Source organism: Streptomyces sp. NPDC090119 (assembly GCF_044747085.1).
Taxonomy (GTDB): domain Bacteria; phylum Actinomycetota; class Actinomycetes; order Streptomycetales; family Streptomycetaceae; genus Streptomyces.
Map to the genome: position 1 here is coordinate 255892 of NZ_JBIVDK010000007.1, position 17008 is coordinate 272899.

17 protein-coding genes are annotated in these 17008 nt (G+C 69.9%); 1 reads left to right on the forward strand and 16 read right to left on the reverse strand.

Translation table 11 applies throughout. The annotated features are described in order from the left end of the window. Positions 1 to 171 precede the first annotated feature (171 nt). The 11 genes from ACIPPM_RS28375 to ACIPPM_RS28425 all read right to left on the reverse strand — a co-directional run bounded on the left by ACIPPM_RS28375 (position 172) and on the right by ACIPPM_RS28425 (position 11551). The gene (locus ACIPPM_RS28375) at positions 172 to 3024 is read right to left on the reverse strand and encodes a DEAD/DEAH box helicase (protein WP_401452860.1); all 2853 of its coding nucleotides are present in this window, start codon (positions 3022 to 3024) and stop codon (positions 172 to 174) included. 113 nt (positions 3025 to 3137) lie between these two features. Continuing rightward, positions 3138 to 4034, reverse strand: coding sequence for a twin-arginine translocase subunit TatC (gene tatC / locus ACIPPM_RS28380; RefSeq protein WP_401453116.1), 897 nt, complete (start codon positions 4032 to 4034; stop codon positions 3138 to 3140). Between the two features lie 90 nt (positions 4035 to 4124). Then, positions 4125 to 4409 (reverse strand): Sec-independent protein translocase subunit TatA, encoded by a 285-nt coding sequence (tatA, locus tag ACIPPM_RS28385; protein ID WP_401452862.1) that lies wholly within the window; start codon positions 4407 to 4409, stop codon positions 4125 to 4127. Between the two features lie 257 nt (positions 4410 to 4666). After that, on the reverse strand, positions 4667 to 4861 hold the full coding sequence (locus tag ACIPPM_RS28390) for a hypothetical protein (protein WP_401452864.1): 195 nt from the start codon (positions 4859 to 4861) through the stop codon (positions 4667 to 4669). 20 nt (positions 4862 to 4881) lie between these two features. After that, positions 4882 to 5175 (reverse strand): hypothetical protein, encoded by a 294-nt coding sequence (locus tag ACIPPM_RS28395; protein ID WP_401452866.1) that lies wholly within the window; start codon positions 5173 to 5175, stop codon positions 4882 to 4884. Next, a complete protein-coding gene (locus ACIPPM_RS28400) occupies positions 5172 to 6167 on the reverse strand; it encodes a helix-turn-helix transcriptional regulator (protein ID WP_401452868.1) in 996 nt (331 codons plus the stop codon). Before ACIPPM_RS28400 ends, ACIPPM_RS28395 begins: the two co-directional genes overlap by 4 nt. 20 nt (positions 6168 to 6187) lie before the next feature. Further along, positions 6188 to 7141 carry a helix-turn-helix transcriptional regulator gene (locus tag ACIPPM_RS28405; protein WP_389004757.1) on the reverse strand — a complete coding sequence of 318 codons (954 nt, stop codon included), beginning with the start codon at positions 7139 to 7141 and terminating at the stop codon, positions 6188 to 6190. 177 nt (positions 7142 to 7318) lie between these two features. Then, complete coding sequence (locus ACIPPM_RS28410; protein WP_401452870.1) at positions 7319 to 7699, reverse strand: FKBP-type peptidyl-prolyl cis-trans isomerase; 381 nt, start codon at positions 7697 to 7699, stop codon at positions 7319 to 7321. 74 nt (positions 7700 to 7773) lie between these two features. Beyond that, positions 7774 to 8775: an FKBP-type peptidyl-prolyl cis-trans isomerase gene (locus ACIPPM_RS28415; protein ID WP_401452872.1), complete on the reverse strand. Its 1002-nt coding sequence runs from the start codon at positions 8773 to 8775 to the stop codon at positions 7774 to 7776. A 145-nt stretch (positions 8776 to 8920) separates the two neighbouring features. Then, positions 8921 to 10282, reverse strand: a complete 1362-nt coding sequence (pafA, locus tag ACIPPM_RS28420) for a Pup--protein ligase (protein WP_389004760.1) — start codon at positions 10280 to 10282, stop codon at positions 8921 to 8923. Positions 10283 to 10291: 9 nt separating this feature from the next. Further along, complete coding sequence (locus ACIPPM_RS28425; protein ID WP_401452874.1) at positions 10292 to 11551, reverse strand: MFS transporter; 1260 nt, start codon at positions 11549 to 11551, stop codon at positions 10292 to 10294. A 139-nt stretch (positions 11552 to 11690) separates the two neighbouring features. On the opposite strand from ACIPPM_RS28425, the gene ACIPPM_RS28430 reads away from it, so the two are divergent. Further along, positions 11691 to 12707 (forward strand): LacI family DNA-binding transcriptional regulator, encoded by a 1017-nt coding sequence (locus ACIPPM_RS28430; RefSeq protein WP_401452876.1) that lies wholly within the window; start codon positions 11691 to 11693, stop codon positions 12705 to 12707. A gap of 82 nt (positions 12708 to 12789) precedes the next feature. Here the strand turns inward: ACIPPM_RS28430 and prcA are convergent, their stop codons facing one another. The 5 genes from prcA to dop all read right to left on the reverse strand — a co-directional run bounded on the left by prcA (position 12790) and on the right by dop (position 16988). Next, complete coding sequence (prcA, locus tag ACIPPM_RS28435) at positions 12790 to 13572, reverse strand: proteasome subunit alpha (protein ID WP_401452878.1); 783 nt, start codon at positions 13570 to 13572, stop codon at positions 12790 to 12792. 66 nt (positions 13573 to 13638) lie between these two features. Beyond that, positions 13639 to 14484 (reverse strand): proteasome subunit beta, encoded by an 846-nt coding sequence (gene prcB / locus ACIPPM_RS28440; RefSeq protein WP_393596400.1) that lies wholly within the window; start codon positions 14482 to 14484, stop codon positions 13639 to 13641. Beyond that, positions 14436 to 15041, reverse strand: coding sequence for an endonuclease VII domain-containing protein (locus ACIPPM_RS28445; protein ID WP_401452881.1), 606 nt, complete (start codon positions 15039 to 15041; stop codon positions 14436 to 14438). The genes prcB and ACIPPM_RS28445 overlap by 49 nt, the downstream gene beginning before the upstream one ends. A gap of 49 nt (positions 15042 to 15090) precedes the next feature. Then, on the reverse strand, positions 15091 to 15309 hold the full coding sequence (locus tag ACIPPM_RS28450; RefSeq protein WP_030812711.1) for a ubiquitin-like protein Pup: 219 nt from the start codon (positions 15307 to 15309) through the stop codon (positions 15091 to 15093). A gap of 167 nt (positions 15310 to 15476) precedes the next feature. After that, positions 15477 to 16988: a depupylase/deamidase Dop gene (gene dop / locus ACIPPM_RS28455; RefSeq protein ID WP_393915901.1), complete on the reverse strand. Its 1512-nt coding sequence runs from the start codon at positions 16986 to 16988 to the stop codon at positions 15477 to 15479. Positions 16989 to 17008 lie beyond the last annotated feature (20 nt).

Consider the following 17008-nt stretch of genomic DNA (forward strand, 5'->3'; position numbering starts at 1 on the left):
CCGACCGGGACACCCCCGTGTCATATTCGGCAAGCACCTGAAATCCCCCGAGCAACAGGAGTACCGTCGCCCCTATTTACACAGCGTGCACCCATTCGAACACGCTTGGTAACGCAACACGGGCGTGCAAAAAGGGCCGACCGAAGCCGACCCTTCTTGGCGCGGAGAACCTCACCCCACGGACGAGTAGGCGACCACTCCCCGCAGCAGCTGATCAACAGCCTTGCGCGCATTCTTGGCGACCGTCGAGCCCTCCGCAGGAGCAGCCGCCGCGACCTGCCCGAGCACGTCGATCACCTGCTTGGTCCACCGCACGAAGTCCCCCGCGGGCATCTCCGCCTCGCGGAGCACCTCGTCGAGCCCCTTCCCGGAGGCCCACTGATGGGCGACCCAGGCGAACCCGAGGTCCGGCTCCCGCTGCCCGACACCCTCGGTCTGGCTGATCCCGAAGTCCTCCTCCAGGCCGTCCAGCCGCCCCCAGATCCGCACCATCTCGCCGAGCGCGCTCTGGGCCGGGCCGGAGGGCAGCTTGGGCGCCATGGCGTCGTCGCTGACCCGCGACTCGTACACCAACGCCGAGACGCAGGCGGCGAGTTCGGCGGGGCCGAGCCCCTCCCACACGCCCTCGCGCAGGCATTCACTGGCCAGCAGGTCCAACTCGCCGTAGAGCCGGGCGAGCCGCTTGCCGTTGGCGGTGACCTCGTCGCCCCGCAGATAGTCCAGTTCGGTCAGCAGGGCCACGATGCGGTCGAAGGTCCGCGCGATGGTGTTGGTACGGCCCTCGATGCGCCGCTCCAGCTGCGAGGTGTCCCGCTGCAGCCGGTGGTAGCGCTCGGCCCAGCGGGCGTGGTCCTCGCGGTCGTCGCAGCCGTGGCAGGGGTGCGCGCGGATCTCGGTGCGCAGCCGGGCGATCTGCCGGTCGTCGGCGGCCTGTGCGCGCTTCTTCCGGGCGCGCTCCGGCGGGATGTGCCCGGCCTTGGTCCGCAGCGCGGAGGCGAGGTCCCGGCGGGACTGCGGAGAGCGGGCGTTGAACGTCTTCGGGATGCGCATCCGGTCCAGCGCCTCCACCGGGACGGGGAAGTCGATGGACGCCAGCCGCTTGACCTGCCGTTCGGCGGTGAGCACCAGCGGGCGGGGCCCGTCGTGGTGGTCGAAGCCCCGGTGGCCACCGGTCCGCCCGGCGGGCAGGCCGGGGTCGAGGACGAGGGCGAGGCCCGCGAACTTGCCGGTGGGCACATGGATGATGTCGCCCGCCTTGAGCTTCTCCAGGGCGACGGCGGCCTCGGCGCGCCGCTCGCTGGCGCCCTGCCGGGCCAGCTCGGTCTCCCGGTCCTTCAGTTCGCGACGCAGTCGCGCGTACTCGTCGAAGTCGCCGAGGTGGCAGGTCATGGAGTCCTTGTAGCCCTCCAGGCCCTCCTCGTTGCGCTGCACCTGCCGGGAGATCCCGACGACCGACTTGTCGGCCTGGAACTGGGCGAACGAGGTCTCCAGCAGCTCCCGCGAGCGGTGCCGCCCGAACTGCTCGACCAGGTTGACCGCCATGTTGTACGACGGCTTGAAGCTGGAGCGCAGCGGATAGGTGCGCGTGCCCGCGAGCCCGGCCAGGTGCTCGGGGCTCATCCCCCGCTGCCACAGCACCACCGCGTGGCCCTCGACGTCGATACCGCGCCGCCCAGCCCGGCCGGTGAGCTGGGTGTACTCGCCGGGGGTGATGTCGGCGTGCTGTTCGCCGTTCCACTTGACGAGCTTCTCCAGCACCACCGAACGGGCGGGCATGTTGATGCCGAGCGCGAGGGTCTCGGTGGCGAACACGGCCTTGACCAGGCCGCGCACGAACAGCTCCTCCACGACCTCCTTGAAGGTCGGCAGCATGCCCGCGTGGTGGGCGGCGATACCGCGCTCCAGGCCCTCGAGCCACTCGTAGTAGCCGAGGACGTGCAGGTCCTCGGGCGGGATGTTGGCGGTGCGCTCCTCGACCAGGGCGCGGACCTGCTCGCGCTCCTCCTCGTCGTTGAGCCGGAGCCCCGCGTACAGGCACTGCTGGACGGCGGCCTCGCAGGCGGCGCGGCTGAAGATGAAGGTGATGGCGGGCAGCAGGCCCTCGGAGTCCAGGCGCTCGATGACCTCGGGGCGGCCCGGTGTCCAGGCGCGCTGGCGCTGCCTGCGCTCCCGCTCCCGGTCGGCCTCGCGCATGCCGCGGCCGCGCTTGCGGTCCTGGTAGGAGGGCCGGGTGGCCTCCATCCGGGCGAGCCGGGCGAGGTCGGGGTTGACGGCCTTCTTGTGGCCCTCGCCCTCCTCGAACAGGTCGTACATCCGCCGCCCGGCCAGCACGTGCTGGAACAGCGGTACGGGCCGGTGCTCGGAGACGATCACCTCGGTGTCGCCGCGCACGGTGTCCAGCCAGTCGCCGAACTCCTCCGCGTTGGACACGGTGGCCGACAGCGACACCAGGGTCACCGACTCGGGCAGGTGGATGATCACCTCTTCCCAGACGGCGCCCCGGAAACGGTCGGAGAGGTAGTGCACCTCGTCCATGACCACGTAGCCGAGGCCCAGCAGGGTCTGGGAGCCCGCGTACAGCATGTTCCGCAGCACCTCGGTCGTCATGACGACGATCGGGGCGTCGGAGTTCACGCTGTTGTCGCCGGTGAGCAGGCCGACCTTGTCGGCTCCGTAGCGGCGGCACAGGTCGGCGTACTTCTGGTTCGACAGCGCCTTGATGGGTGTCGTGTAGAAGCACTTCTTGCCCTGCTCCAGGGCCAGGTGGACGGCGAACTCGCCCACGATCGTCTTGCCGGAGCCGGTGGGGGCGGCCACCAGCACGCCCTTGCCGCCCTCGAGTGCCTGACAGGCTTCCACCTGGAAGTCGTCGAGACCGAAGTCGTACATCTCGCGGAAGCCCGCGAGCGCGGTGGCCTGCTCGGCTGCCCGCACTCGGGACGCCGCGTACCGCTCGGCCGGTGAGAGGTCCTCTGTCATCGTGCTTTCGAGCGTACCGGGCCGAACCGACAACAGGACGATCATTATCGCTTCCCACGCCCACCGAAACGGAATGACCGGCTCCGAGCCGGTGGCGCACATGGATGAGGGGCCGGACGGAAGATCCGTCCGGCCCCTCACCACGGGTCCTGGTCCGCTCAGGTGACGTCGTCGTAGCCGTCGTACCGGCCCGGCGGCAGGGCCTCGGTCTGGCGGCCCTGCTCGGGCACCGCGGCGGACAGCCGCTCCACCCCACCGACCGGCTCCGGCCTGAGGTCCAGCGGTGACGCCTCGTCGTCGTCCAGCTCGGCGGACTCCTCGGCGCGCTCACGGCGCCGGTCGTTGAGCAGGGCGATGCCGACGGCGATGAAGTACAGCACCACGATGGGTCCGGCCAGCGCGATCATGCCGAAGGGGTCGGTGGTGGGGGTGGCGACGGCGCCGAAGACGAAGACGCCCATGACCACACCGCGCCACCAGCCGGCCATGCGGCGCCCGGTCACCACACCGGCGAAGTTCAGCATGACCAGCAACAGCGGAAGCTCGAAGGCGCCGCCGAAGATGAGGATCATCCGGACGATGAAGTCCAGGACCTTGTCCATCGGCAGGATGTTCGCCGACCCGTCGGGGGTGATGCCCAGCAGCACCCGCATGCTGATCGGCAGGATCGTGTAGGCGAGCCAGGCGCCCGCCATGAAGAGCGGCACCGCCGCGGCCACGAACCCGTAGGTGTATTTGCGCTCGTTGCGGTGCAGGCCCGGCGCGATGAACGCCCACAGCTGGTAGAGCCAGACGGGGCTGGAGATGACCACACCCGCCATGAAGCAGACCTTCACCGTGGTGGTGAAGGGCGACAGCAGGTCGGTGTAGGCGATGACGGCGCAGGAGCCTCCGGTGGACTCCCCCAGACCCTGGGTGCAGCGCGGGACCGGCTGCGAGAGGAAGGACATCAGGTTCTGGCTGTAGAAGGCGGCCACCACGGAGACCACCGTGATCGCCAACATGCCCTTCGCGAGCCGGTTGCGCAGCTCACGCAGGTGCTCCACGAGGGGCATCCGCCCCTCGGGGTCCTTCTCTTTCTTGCGGGCAGACTTGAGCAACCCACGTCCTCATCTCGTGCGGCAGGCCGGGAATGCGGCCGCGGGTCAGCGCTGGGGGGTGTCCGAGGGCTCGTTGACCGGGCGGGCGCTGTTCACGTCGCCGGGAGCGGACTGGATGGTGCGCTGCACGGGAGGCTGCTCCCCGGGGGCGGGCGAGGCGGCCGGGCCGGAGGCGTTGCTCTCGTCCTTCATCGCCTTGGCCTCGCTCTTGAGGATGCGCGCGGACTTGCCCAGCGAGCGGGCCATGTCCGGAAGCTTCTTCGCGCCGAAGAGCAGGAAGACGACGACGAGGATGAGAATGATCTCGGTAGGACCGAGCCTTCCGATCATGAGTGTGTACCTTCTCACCGAGGCGGGGGTGGGGGTGCTGCCCGGCCGCTCGGACAGGCGTCCGAGAAGGTGGGCCGGCAGCGATCGTAACGCTCAGGGGTAAACGGGAGGCAATCCCCGTGCGTACTCCCGGTCGGCGGTACGCGCCTCGTTATCCGCACCGCGATCAGCAGCGTACCCGCACGCCTGTCCCGCATGACAGGGCGAAGTGACGCAAACCGCTTGTGGCGTGTCCGGCGTCCTGGCCGCCGCGCAGGTCAGAAGGTGTCGGCGGCGCGGGCGGTGCTCACCGCGGCCCGCTCCAGGTCCTCGGCGGCCCGGCTGATCCGGCGCCCGGAATCGGCCACCTGCACACCGAGCTGCCGCGCCGCCAGGAACACCCGGACGGCGAACACCCCGAGGACGGCGAGACCCAGAAAACCCATGGCTACCGCGAACATCGGCCAGAACATGAGGACGAGCCTAGACCGTCTCAGACGGCCGAGTGCAGCCGCAGGGTCCGCACCCCGGCCCCGCTGAGCAGCTGCACGATCCGCTCCCCGGCGGGCTTGCGCACCGCCGTACCGCACTCGGGGCAGGTGAAGGAGTAGAACGTGGTCCGGCTGGAGCCGCCGACGGCCAGCCGCAACGCGCCCGCGGCGAGTTCGAACCGGCCCCGGCAACCGGGGCAGGCCGCCTTGAACACCACGGGGACGACACTCCGCATCCCGGCGAACGCGGCGGCCGCCGTCACCTCGCGCGTCACCGGCGCCGACGTCTCGTTCACGACGTGTGCTCCGGCCCCTCGTACGCCGCCAGGGCCTCGCGGGCGGCCCGGCGGGCGCGGTCGGCGAGGTCGGGCGGTGAGGCGATCCGGCCGTCCGGGCCGAGCCGCAGGGCGAGGCGCCGCAGGGAGGCCGGGTCGGGGGTGCGCAGCGTGATGCGCAGGCCTCCGTCGGGCAGCTCCTCCGCGCTGTCGTGCGGGTAGTACTCGGCGACCCAGCGACCGCCGGGGCCGACCTCGACCACGACCTCCGGGTCCTCGGCGGCGGGCTGCACCAGCCCCTCGGACAGGTCGCGCGGTTCTATCTCGGGCGGCGCGGCGGGCTCGTCCAGGATGCGGATCTCCGCGACCCGGTCCAGCCGGAAGGTACGGCGCGCCTCCGAGCGGCGGCACCACGCCTCGACGTAGGTGTGCCCCACGCTGACCAGGCGGATCGGGTCGATCTCCCGCTCGGTCAGCTCGTCCCGGGCCGGGGAGTAGTAGCGCACCCACAGCCTGCGGCGCTCGGAGATGGCCCGGTCCACGTCGGCGAAGACACCGCCCTCGGACTCGAAGGTCACCGACAGCCGGGAGCTGGCCCCGGCCGCCTCACCGGCGGCGGTCTCCACCTTGGCGGTGGCCCGCACCAGCGCCTGCCGGTCGCTCTCGCGCAGCCCGGGCAGCGTGGCCACCGCGCGGGCGGCCACCAGCAGCGCGGTCGCCTCGTCGGCGGCGAGCCGGAGTGGTTCGGCCGCGTCCTCGCCGAGCGCCGCCGGGTTGTGCCACCAGATGCGCTCGCCGTCGGTGTCGATGTCCAGCAGATCCCCGCCCCGGAAACTGGTGCCGCACATGGGCAGCACGTCCAGGTCGGAGACGAGTTCGTCCTCGGTGATGCCGAAGGCGCGGGCCACGTCCGCGATCCGGGCGCCGGGGCGCTCACGCAGATACGTGACCAGCGAGAGCATCCGCCGGGTCTGGTCGATGGCGTTCACGGGCCTTGCCGGTTTGCCTGCCATGGTCTTGGTTCCGCTCCCCCTCAGCCCTTGGCCACGGCACGCAGCCGGTCCACCACGTCCGCACGCAGCTCGGCCGGTTCCAGCACCACCACGTCCGGCCCGAACTCCACCAGCCAGGCATCCAGCCCGTGCCCGTACGGAATCTCCAACTCGTCCCAGCCGTCACCCAGTTCCCGCACCTTGCCGGCCTTGGCCCGCAAGGGGTAACCGGCACCCGCGCGCAGCCGGATCAGCGCCGAGCGGTCGGCGGTCTCCCCCGCCCACCCGGCGACGGTCTCCCGCACGGTGACCACGTCCGGCACCGGCGCGGTGAAGCCCGTACCGCGCGCCCGGACCTTGCCGGTGATCCGGGACAGCCGGAACACGCGCTCCGCGCCCCGCTCACGGTCGTGACCCGCCAGGTACCAGTGGCCGCGCCAGCACTCCAGCGCCCACGGCTCGACGTGCCGGGTCTCGGGGCGGGCGGCGGACGCCTTGCGGTAGTCGAAGACGACCGGACGGCGGTCCCGGCAGGCCAGCATCAGCGGTTCGAAGGCGGCCTCGTGCACGGGGATGCGCGGCTCCAGCGCGCCGTGCGAGCCATAGGGGTCGACGTCCTCGGGCAGCCCGGCCGCGCGCAGCTTCTGCAGGGCGCCGCTGGCCGCACCGGCCAGCCGGGCCTGCTGCCAGACCTTGGCGGCCAGGCCCAGGGCCGCGGCCTCCTCGGCGTCCAGGGTGATCGCGGGCAGCCGGTTGCTGTCGCGGCGGGCGAGATAGCCGACGTCGCCCTCGAGGTTCTCCACGGTCTCGATGACCAGGCCCAGCTCGCGCAGATCGTCCTTGTCCCGCTCGAACATGCGGTTGAAGGAGTCGTCCGACCCGGCTTCCAGGTACGCCTCGATGGACCCGCGCAGCTCGCGCTTGCTGAGCGGCCGCCGTGTGCCGAGCAGGCACAGCGCGAGGTTCATCAGCCGCTCGGCCTTGGCAATGGCCATCGACGCCCTACGCCTTCCCTCAGATGCTTCCGACCGTTGACCGTACCGCTCCGGGGTGGCGCGGCAAAAGCCGGAGCAAAGAAGAAGGGCCTACGCGGACGACAAGGGTCGAAGAAGAAGGGCCCGTGCACCAGGCACGGGCCCCACTTCGATCAGAACCGATCAGATCGGCTCAGGTCAGCGCTTGGCGACGCCCACGAGGTCGCAGACGAAGATCAGCGTCTCACCCGGCGCGATCCGGCCACCGGCACCCCGGTCGCCGTACGCGAGGTGCGCCGGGATGACCAGCTGGCGACGGCCGCCGACCTTCATGCCCTGCACACCCTTGTCCCAGCCCTGGATGACCTGGCCGGCACCGAGCTGGAAGTCCAGCGGCGTGCCGCGGTTCCAGGACGCGTCGAACTCCTCACCCGTGGAGAACGCGACGCCCACGTAGTGCACCTTGACGAAGTCGCCCGCCTCGGCGACCTCGCCGTCGCCCTCCCAGATGTCCTTGATCTCAAGGTCCGCCGGCGGCTCGCCGCCCGGAAAGTCGACCTCGGGCTTGTCGATGCTCACGTCAAAAGCTCCTGCTTGTGTACGAAACGAAACACGGACAGTCTGTCATCCCCGCAGCTCCGGCGCCCGGAACGCTACATCGCCGCGAGGATGTCCACCGTGAAGACCAGCGTGGCGCCCTTCTTGATACCGCTCCCGCTCGGCGGATTGTCGCCGTAGCCCAGGTCCGGCGGCACCACGATCAGCACCCGGCTGCCGACCTTCTTCCCCGTGACCCCCTGCGCAAGTCCCTTCACGACCTGCTCCATCTGCTCCACCGAGAACTGGCTCAGCCGCCCCGAACCGTACGTCTTCTGGAACGTCCGGCCGCCCTGCCACTCCAACCCCTGGAACTGGCACAGGATCGCCTGCTTCTTGGTGACCTCGTCCCCGTCACCCTCCAGGACGTAGTTCGACACCAGCTTCTTCGGCGGGTCCGACTTCGGCAGCGTCACCTTCGGCAGATTGCCGTCCGTGTTCGTGGCCACCTTCGGCAGCGCCGCGTCCGTCTGCGGGATCTCCTTGCCCTTCGCCGAACTCTTGGCGTTGAAGGAGTCCAGCAGATCGATCACGAACACCAGCGTGTCCGTACCCTTGATCCCCGCCTGCTCATTGCCCGACGGCCCGTACCCCCAGGTCGGCGGCACCGCGATCTCCACCCGGCTGCCGATCTTCTTCCCCGTCAGCGCGTACCGCCAGCCGTCGATGATGCTGCCCTGCGCCAGCTGCAGCACCAGCGGATTGCGGTCGTAGGAGTTGTCGAAGACCTTCCCCGAGCTCCAGATCTGGCCCAGGTAGTTCGCCTGGATGAAGTCGTTCTCCGCCACCGTGCGGCCGTTGCCCGCGATCACCGTCTTGACCGCCAGGTCCTTCGACGGGTCCCCCGACCCCTTGGCGACCGTCGGCTTCTCCCCGAAGTTCGTCCCCGCCGTGATCGCCGGCAGCGGCCCCTCCACGATCTTCGGCGGCGGAGGCGACGACGCCGACGGCGAGGGGGACGCACTGGACTTGCTCGACTTCGAATCGCCGTCGCCGCACCCGGCGAGCGTGACCAGTCCAGCGGGAACGGCGGCCAGGAGGAGTGAGCGTCGGCGCACGGGAGATGCCTCGTAATCGGTCGATCTTGCGGATTGGTGCGCGCAACTCTACGGCGTGACAAGGGCGCCGTACGGGAAACGTACGGCGCCCGTGTGGCGCTCGAAGGCAATACGGCGCCAAAAGCCGCGACCGGAGGGGCCGCTCCTACATTCCGGCGATCAGCTTCTCCACCCGGTCGTCCACCGAACGGAACGGGTCCTTGCACAACACCGTGCGCTGCGCCTGGTCGTTGAGCTTCAGATGCACCCAGTCGACCGTGAAGTCCCGGCGCTGTTCCTGCGCCCGCCGGATGAAATCACCACGCAGCCGCGCCCGAGTCGTCTGCGGCGGTACCGACTTGCCCTCGAAGATCTTCAGGTCATTGCAGATCCGCGCCGCCTGACCCTTCTTCTCCAGCAGGTAGTACAGCCCACGACGCCGGTGGATGTCGTGATACGCGAGGTCTATCTGCGCGACCCGCGGATGCGACATCGTCATGTTGTGCTTCTCGCGGTACCGCTCGATGAGCTTGTACTTCATCACCCAGTCGATCTCGGTACCGATGCGGTCCAGGTCCTCCGACTCGATCGCGTCCAGCGTCCGGCCCCACAGCTCCAGCACCTGCGCGACCGTACCCGTACGGATGCCCCGGCGGTCACAGAAGTCCACCGCCTTGTCGAAGTACTCGCGCTGCACCTCCAGCGCCGACGCCTCCCGGCCACTGGCGAGACGCACCTTGCGCCGCCCGGTGATGTCATGACTGACCTCACGGATCGCCCGGATCGGGTTCTCCAGCGTCAGATCCCGCATCACCGTGCCCGCCTCGATCATGCGCAGCACCAGATCGGTGGCACCGACCTTCAGCAGCATCGTCGTCTCGGACATGTTCGAGTCACCCACGATGACATGCAGCCGCCGATAGCGCTCGGCGTCCGCGTGCGGCTCGTCACGGGTGTTGATGATGGGCCTCGAACGCGTCGTCGCCGACGACACGCCCTCCCAGATGTGCTCCGCCCGCTGGCTCACGCAGTACACCGCACCACGCGGCGTCTGCAGCACCTTGCCCGCGCCGCACAGCAGCTGCCGGGTCACCAGGAACGGGATGAGGATGTCCGCGAGCCGGGAGAACTCCCCGTGCCGCGCCACCAGATAGTTCTCGTGGCAACCATAGGAGTTGCCCGCCGAGTCGGTGTTGTTCTTGAAGAGGTAGACGTCGCCCGCGATTCCCTCCTCGTGCAGGCGTCGTTCCGCGTCCACCAGGAGTCCCTCGAGAATGCGCTCGCCGGCCTTGTCGTGAGTGACCAACTCGGTCACATTGTCACACTCGGGTGTCGCGTATTCCGGATGTGAGCCCACGTCGAGATACAGCCGGGCACCGTTCCGCAGAAAGACATTGCTGCTGCGGCCCCATGACACGACACGGCGGAAGAGGTACCGCGCCACCTCGTCAGGAGACAGACGCCGCTGTCCCCTGAACGTGCACGTGACGCCGTACTCGTTCTCCAGCCCGAAAATGCGGCGGTCCATGACTGAACATTACGCCCGATCCCCTGAACTGAAACGGGGTTCGGCAGCACGATCTGGATCATTTTCCGATGAAGCCGCAACCACACCGCCCCCGACGGGAGCCGTCAGCACCCGTCCCGTGGCCAGCAGGACCAGCAACGACACACCCCCCGCCACCCCCGGCAGCGCGAACCCCCACGACGCACCACCCGACTGGACCACCGGCCCCGCGAGCCCCGTCCCCACCGACGCGCCCACCATGAACGTCGTCACCAGCCACGAGAAAGCCTCCGTCACCGTCCCCGCCGGAGCATGACGGTCCACGATGATGAACGCGCACGCGATGCACGGCGCCAGGAACACCCCCGACACCACCGACAACAACACCATCGCCACCGTGCCCGGCATCAGCAGCAACGGCAGGTAACACACCGCCAGCAACGCCACCAGCACCCTGAGCCGCCGCTCCGGAACCCCCGGCCAGTGCCGCACCCCGTACACCGTCCCGCCGACCAGCGCGCCCAGACCCAGCCCCGCCATCATCCAGCCGTACACCGCGTCCCCGCCGTGCCCGTCCGCGTACGACACCGACGCCACCGTGATCGACCCCATCGCGATCCCCACGAACAGGAACGCCCCCAGCAACGCCAGCAGCCCCCGCGAGCGCAGCGCACCCAGCCAGTGCGCCTCCCGCGGCTCCGAGCGCCACGCCCGCGACGGCGCCGACACCACCACCGACAGCGCCCCCAGCACCCCCAGCAGGTTCAGCACCAGCAGCGCCGCCCGCTCCGACCACGCCGACACGCACAACGTCACCAGCAGCGGGCCGACCGTGAACATCACCTCCTGCGCCACCGCGTCCAGCGCGTACGCCGTGTGCACCTGATCCCCCCGGCGCAGCACCGACGGCCACAGCGCCCGCAGCCCGCCCTCCAGCGGCGGCGTCAGCAGCCCCGACAGCGCCACCAGCGCGTACGCCAGACCCAGCGGACCGATCCCGCAGAACGCGAACCCCGCCATCGCCAGCGCCGACCCCACCGCCGCGGGCAACTGCACCCGCGGCTGCCCGTACAGGTCCACCAGCCGGCCCAGCAGCGGCTGCCCCACCGCGTTCGCCACCCCGTACACCGCCGCCAGCGCGCCCGCCAGGGTGTACGTACCGCCCTCCGCGCGCACGAACAGCACCATGGCGATCGGCGCCACCGCGTTGGGCAGCCGCCCCACCAGCGTCCCCGTCAGCAGCCGCAGCGCATGCCGCGCCCGCAGGATCTCCAGATAACCCGTCGCCATGTCCCGCCCCTTCAGCGGCCGCTCCGGCACCCCCGACCGGCGTCGCGATGTCCCCGAAGTGTTACGTATAACTAGCGCTTTCATACGTACCATGTGCGCTGTCCGACCGTCCACACAGCACCAGAGGAGCACGCCCGCGGTGGCACCCAGCAGCACGCGCCCGACCAGCCGTGACGTCGCCCGCGCGGCCGGAGTCAGCCAGGCCGCCGTCTCCCTCGTCCTCGGCGACAAATGGCGCGGCCGCGTCGCCGAGACCACCGCCGAACGCGTACGCCAGGCCGCCACCGACCTCGGCTACCGGCCCAACCTCGCCGCCCGCAACCTCCGCCTCGGCCACACCCGCACCGTGCTCCTCGTCGTCCCCGCCCTCACCACCGAGTTCTTCGCGGGCGTCTACACCGGAGCCGCCCGCGTCGCCGCCGAACACGGCTTCGGCGTCGTCCTCTACCCCTCCCCCGAAGGCGTCGGCCCCGCCCGCGACCCCTTCGCCTCCGCCCAGGCCGCCCTCGACGGCGTCATCGCCTCCTCCATGGCCGCCGACGCCCTCACCGCCATCAGCGGCGACCAGCTCCCCCTCGTCATGCTCGACAGCGACCCCGCGGGCAGCCTCGGCGCCGCCACCGTCAACCTCGACATCACCGACGGCGTCCGCCAGGTCACCGACCACCTCCTCGGCCTCGGCCACCGCCACCTGCTCCACCTCGCCGCCGACGTGCCCTCCTGGACCTTCGAGATCCGCGCCCGCGAACTCGCCGCCCGCCTCGCCACCACCCCCGGCACCCGGCTCACCACCACCCACGCGCCCATCACCATCGACGCCGCCCGCGCCGCCACCGAAGCCGCCCTCGCCACCCCCGGCCCCCGCCCCACCGCCATCGTCTGCGACGACGACAAACTCGCCGCGGGCGCCTACAAGGCCCTGCGCCGCCTCGGCCTGCGCATCCCCGACGACATCTCCGTCACCGGCCTCGACGACCTCGCCCTCGCCACCGCCCTCGACCCCGAACTCACCACCGTCCGCCTCGACGCCGAACTCTTCGGCGAACGCGGCATGCGAGCCCTCCTCGCCGTCCTGGACGGCCGCGAGCCCGACCACGGGGACATCCCGGTCCAGCTCATCCCCCGCGCCTCCACGGCCCCGCCACGGCCCTCCTAGGGCCCACCGGGCGCCACCAACACAAAGCGCCCCCGACCGGAAACCGGCCGAGGGCACCTGAAAAACACCGCGCGAGCGCGCCTCACCCCTTCTCGGGGCCCGCCGCACCCGGAGAACCCGGAGCGTCCTCAGGGTCGTCCGCGCTCTCCGCCTCGGTCGCCGCGCCGTTCGCCGCCAGCAGCCGCGACAGCTGACCGCCCACGATGCGCTTGAACTTCCGCTTCTGCGGACGCGTCCGGTCCAGCACCGCCACCTCGAGACGCTCCGCCGGAATCTCCCGCTCACCGCCGTTGGTGTCCCGCGACAGCGCCTGCACCGCCAGCTTCAGCGCCTCCGCCAGACTCATCCCGTCCCGGTGCCGCTGATCCAGGAACGTGCTGATCTGCTCCGCGTTGCCGCCGACCGCCACCGAACCGTGCTCGTCCACGATGGAACCGTCGTGCGGCAGCCGGTAGATCTGGTCACCGTCCGGAGTCCCGCCGACCTCCGCCACCACCAGCTCCACCTCGTACGGCTTCTCGGCCGCCGAGGAGAAGATCGTGCCCAGCGTCTGCGCGTACACGTTCGCCAGGCCGCGCGCGGTCACATCGTCACGGTCATAGGTGTAACCCCGCAGATCCGCGTACCGCACACCACCGATCCGCAGATTCTCGTACTCGTTGTACTTACCGGCGGCCGCGAAACCGATCCGGTCGTAGATCTCGCTGAACTTGTGCAGCGCACGGGACGGGTTCTCGCCGACGAACACGATGCCGTCGGCATACTGCATGACCACCAGGCTGCGACCGCGCGCGATGCCCTTGCGGGCGTACTCGGCGCGGTCCGCCATGGCCTGCTGGGGTGAGACATAGAACGGCGTCGACACCGGTTATCCGTCCCTTTCTGTCATGGTCACTGGGATCACCTCACTGCGAAGACCGAGCACGCCCGCTCAGAGCAGGGCGGCCCGCGGACCGTCCGGCTCCTCCAGCCGCCGCTGCAGCACCGCGCGCGACAGCTCGGACGCCTGCTCCTCGGTCAGCCTGCGGAAGCCCTCGTCGGTGATCACCGTGATGATCGGATAGATCCGGCGGGCGACGTCGGGACCACCGGTCGCCGAGTCGTCGTCGGCCGCGTCGTACAGCGCCTGCACCACCAGGGTGGTGGCCTCCTCCTCGGTCAGGTCGCCGCGGAACAGCTTCTTCATCGCACCGCGCGCGAACACCGAGCCCGAGCCGGTCGCCGCGAAGTTGTGCTCCTCGCTACGGCCGCCCGTCACGTCGTACGAGAAGATGCGGCCCTTCTCGCGGTCCAGGTCGTACCCCGCGAACAGCGGCACCACGGCCAGGCCCTGCATGGCCATGCCGAGGTTGGAGCGGATCATCGTCGACAGGCGGTTCGCCTTGCCCTCCAGGGACAGCTGGGCGCCCTCGACCTTCTCGAAGTGCTCCAGCTCCAGCTGGAAGAGCTTCACCATCTCCACGGCCAGACCCGCCGTGCCGGCGATGCCGACCGCGGAGTACTCGTCCGTCGGGAACACCTTCTCGATGTCCCGCTGCGCGATGACGTTGCCCATGGTGGCGCGGCGGTCACCGGCGAGCACCACACCACCGGGGAAGGTGACGGCCACGATCGTCGTCCCGTGCGGGGCCTCGATCACACCCTGCACCGGCGGCAGCGTCCGCTTGCCCGGCAGCAGCTCCGGCTGGTGGTCCGACAGGAAGTCCATGAAGGAGGACGACCCAGGCGTCAGGAAGGCAGCTGGTAGACGCCCGGTGCTACGAGTGTTGGCTTCCACGCGTTTCCTTCCACGTATGCAGCAGCCCGCCTTATGGCATCGGGCCGATCCCTCAACTGCCCCAGCGCGGCATTGCAGCTGAAGCACAGTACGCCTCGGACCCTACCCGTCTCATGGCAGTGATCCACATGTGCGGGCGGAGCAGAAAGACAGATGCAGCAGACACCGCCCTGCGAGGCGATCAGGGCGTCCCGCTCGGACTCGCTGAGGCCGTAATTGCGCTTGAGGTGGTCCTGCCGACCGTAGGCCGCCCGGCAGGCTCGGCATCGGGTGGACAGGCCGTCCGAAGCGCTCGCGTTGCGATGCCATTCGCTGTGCGGCTTGACCTCGCCGCACGCCCGGCAGAGCTTGTGCCCGGACGGCACGTCCACGCTCTCCCGGACCGACTTCCCCATGGCCTCACGGCGGCGCCGGTAATGCGAGGCACTGTATTTCGCCACGCATTCCCGGCAGTACGGCTGGAGGCCGTCGCCTCGGTTCCGGTCCCGCGCGAACGCCGCGGGAGCCAGCTCCCGCTCGCACTTCCCGCAGCGTTTCGCGGTCGATCCCTCAGCCACCCGATTCCCCCGCACCCTTCACTTCGAAGGCGACTTCGCCAACCGGCCTTTACTCGCCGCCTTTTTGCACGAAGGAGCGCACGAAATCCTCGGCGTTTTCCTCGAGTACGTCATCGATTTCGTCCAGTACCGAGTCGACGTCGTCGGTCAGTTTTTCCTGTCGTTCCTTGAGGTCTTCGGAGCCCTGTGCTTCCTGGGTCTGCTCCTCGACCTCTTCGGTGGAGCGTGTGGCCTTCTGCTGGCCGCCGCCGGTGTCCTTGGTCGCCATAACCCTCACCCCGCTCAGTTCGCCGTTCGCTGATGATCAGACCCTACAAGCCGGGTCCGACATCGGCCCCGTAGTTCCAGGAACGTACGGGGGCCATCTCGATGATTCCCTGACGCCGGGATTTCCACCCTGCGAAGGGAGCCGAATCAATGCCCCGGGCCGGGGTTTCAATTGCCGGAGAGCACCCTGACCAGCTCGTCGGCGGTCCGGCACCGGTCCAGCAGCTCCTTGACGTGATTTCGCGTTCCGCGAAGCGGTTCCAGGGTTGGCACCCGCTGGAGCGAATCGCGGCCGGGGAGGTCGAAGATGACCGAGTCCCAGGAGGCCGCGGCCACGTCGTCCGCGTACTGCTCCAGGCACCGGCCGCGGAAGTAGGCCCGGGTGTCCTCCGGCGGCTTGGTACGCGCCCGCTCGACCTCCGCCTCGTCCAGCAGCCGCTTCATGCGGCCCTTGGCGACCAGGCGGTTGTAGAGGCCCTTCTCGGGGCGTACGTCGGCGTACTGGAGGTCGACCAGGTGCAGCCGGGGCGCGTCCCAGTCGAGGTCGTCGCGGCGGCGGTAGCCCTCCATGAGCTGCCGTTTGGCGACCCAGTCGAGTTCGGCGGCCAGACTCATGGGGTCGCTCTCCAGCCGGGTGAGGGTGTCCTCCCAGCGGACGAGGACGTCCTTGGTCTGGTCGTCGGCGTCGGCGCCGTAGCGCTCCTCGACGTATTTGCGGGCCAGCTCGAAGTACTCCATCTGGAGTTGCACGGCGGTGAGCGTGCGCCCGCTGCGCAGCGTGACGAGGTGCTGGAGGGAGGGGTCGTGGGAGACCTGGTGGAGGGTGCGGACGGGCTGGTCGACCGCGAGGTCCACCGCGATGAAGTTGTCCTCGATCATGGAGAGGACCAGTGCGGTGGTGCCCAGCTTGAGGTAGGTGGAGATCTCCGAGAGGTTGGCGTCGCCGATGATCACGTGCAGGCGGCGGTACTTCTCGGCGTCCGCGTGGGGTTCGTCGCGGGTGTTGATGATGGGCCGTTTGAGGGTGGTCTCCAGGCCCACCTCGACCTCGAAGTAGTCGGCGCGCTGGCTGAGCTGGAAGCCGTGTTCGTGGCCGTCCTGCCCGATGCCGACGCGGCCGGCGCCCGCGAAGACCTGGCGGGAGACGAAGAAGGGCGTCAGGTGGCGCACGATGTCCGAGAAGGCGGTCTCCCGCTTCATCAGGTAGTTCTCGTGCGTGCCGTAGGAGGCGCCCTTGTTGTCGGTGTTGTTCTTGTAGAGGTGGATGGGCTGGGCGCCGGGCAGCGCGGCGGCGCGTTCGGCGGCCTCGGCCATGATGCGTTCGCCCGCCTTGTCCCAGAGGACGGCGTCGCGCGGGTTGGTGACCTCGGGGGCGCTGTATTCGGGGTGGGCGTGGTCGACGTAGAGCCGGGCGCCGTTGGTGAGGATGACGTTGGCGAGGCCGATGTCCTCGTCGGTGAGCTGGCTGGAGTCGGCGGCCTCCCGGGTGAGGTCGAAGCCTCGCGCGTCGCGCAGCGGGTTCTCCTCCTCGAAGTCCCAGCGGGCCCGGCGGGCCCGGTGCATCGCCGCCGCGTAGGCGTTGACGATCTGGGACGAGGTGAGCATGGCATTGGCGTTGGGGTGGCCGGGGACGGAGATGCCGTACTCCGTCTCGATGCCCATTACTCGCCGTACGGTCATGCGGCCCTCCTTGCCCGGCG

Coding starts and splice junctions, on each gene's coding strand:
- ACIPPM_RS28375 (WP_401452860.1), bottom strand. CDS start 3,024: ATGATCGTCCTGTTGTCGGTTCGGCCCGGTACGCTCGAAAGCACGATG.
- tatC (WP_401453116.1), bottom strand. CDS start 4,034: ATGCCCCTCGTGGAGCACCTGCGTGAGCTGCGCAACCGGCTCGCGAAG.
- tatA (WP_401452862.1), bottom strand. CDS start 4,409: ATGATCGGAAGGCTCGGTCCTACCGAGATCATTCTCATCCTCGTCGTC.
- ACIPPM_RS28390 (WP_401452864.1), bottom strand. CDS start 4,861: ATGTTCTGGCCGATGTTCGCGGTAGCCATGGGTTTTCTGGGTCTCGCC.
- ACIPPM_RS28400 (WP_401452868.1), bottom strand. CDS start 6,167: ATGGCAGGCAAACCGGCAAGGCCCGTGAACGCCATCGACCAGACCCGG.
- ACIPPM_RS28405 (WP_389004757.1), bottom strand. CDS start 7,141: ATGGCCATTGCCAAGGCCGAGCGGCTGATGAACCTCGCGCTGTGCCTG.
- pafA (WP_389004760.1), bottom strand. CDS start 10,282: ATGGACCGCCGCATTTTCGGGCTGGAGAACGAGTACGGCGTCACGTGC.
- ACIPPM_RS28425 (WP_401452874.1), bottom strand. CDS start 11,551: ATGGCGACGGGTTATCTGGAGATCCTGCGGGCGCGGCATGCGCTGCGG.
- ACIPPM_RS28450 (WP_030812711.1), bottom strand. CDS start 15,309: ATGGCGACCAAGGACACCGGCGGCGGCCAGCAGAAGGCCACACGCTCC.
- dop (WP_393915901.1), bottom strand. CDS start 16,988: ATGACCGTACGGCGAGTAATGGGCATCGAGACGGAGTACGGCATCTCC.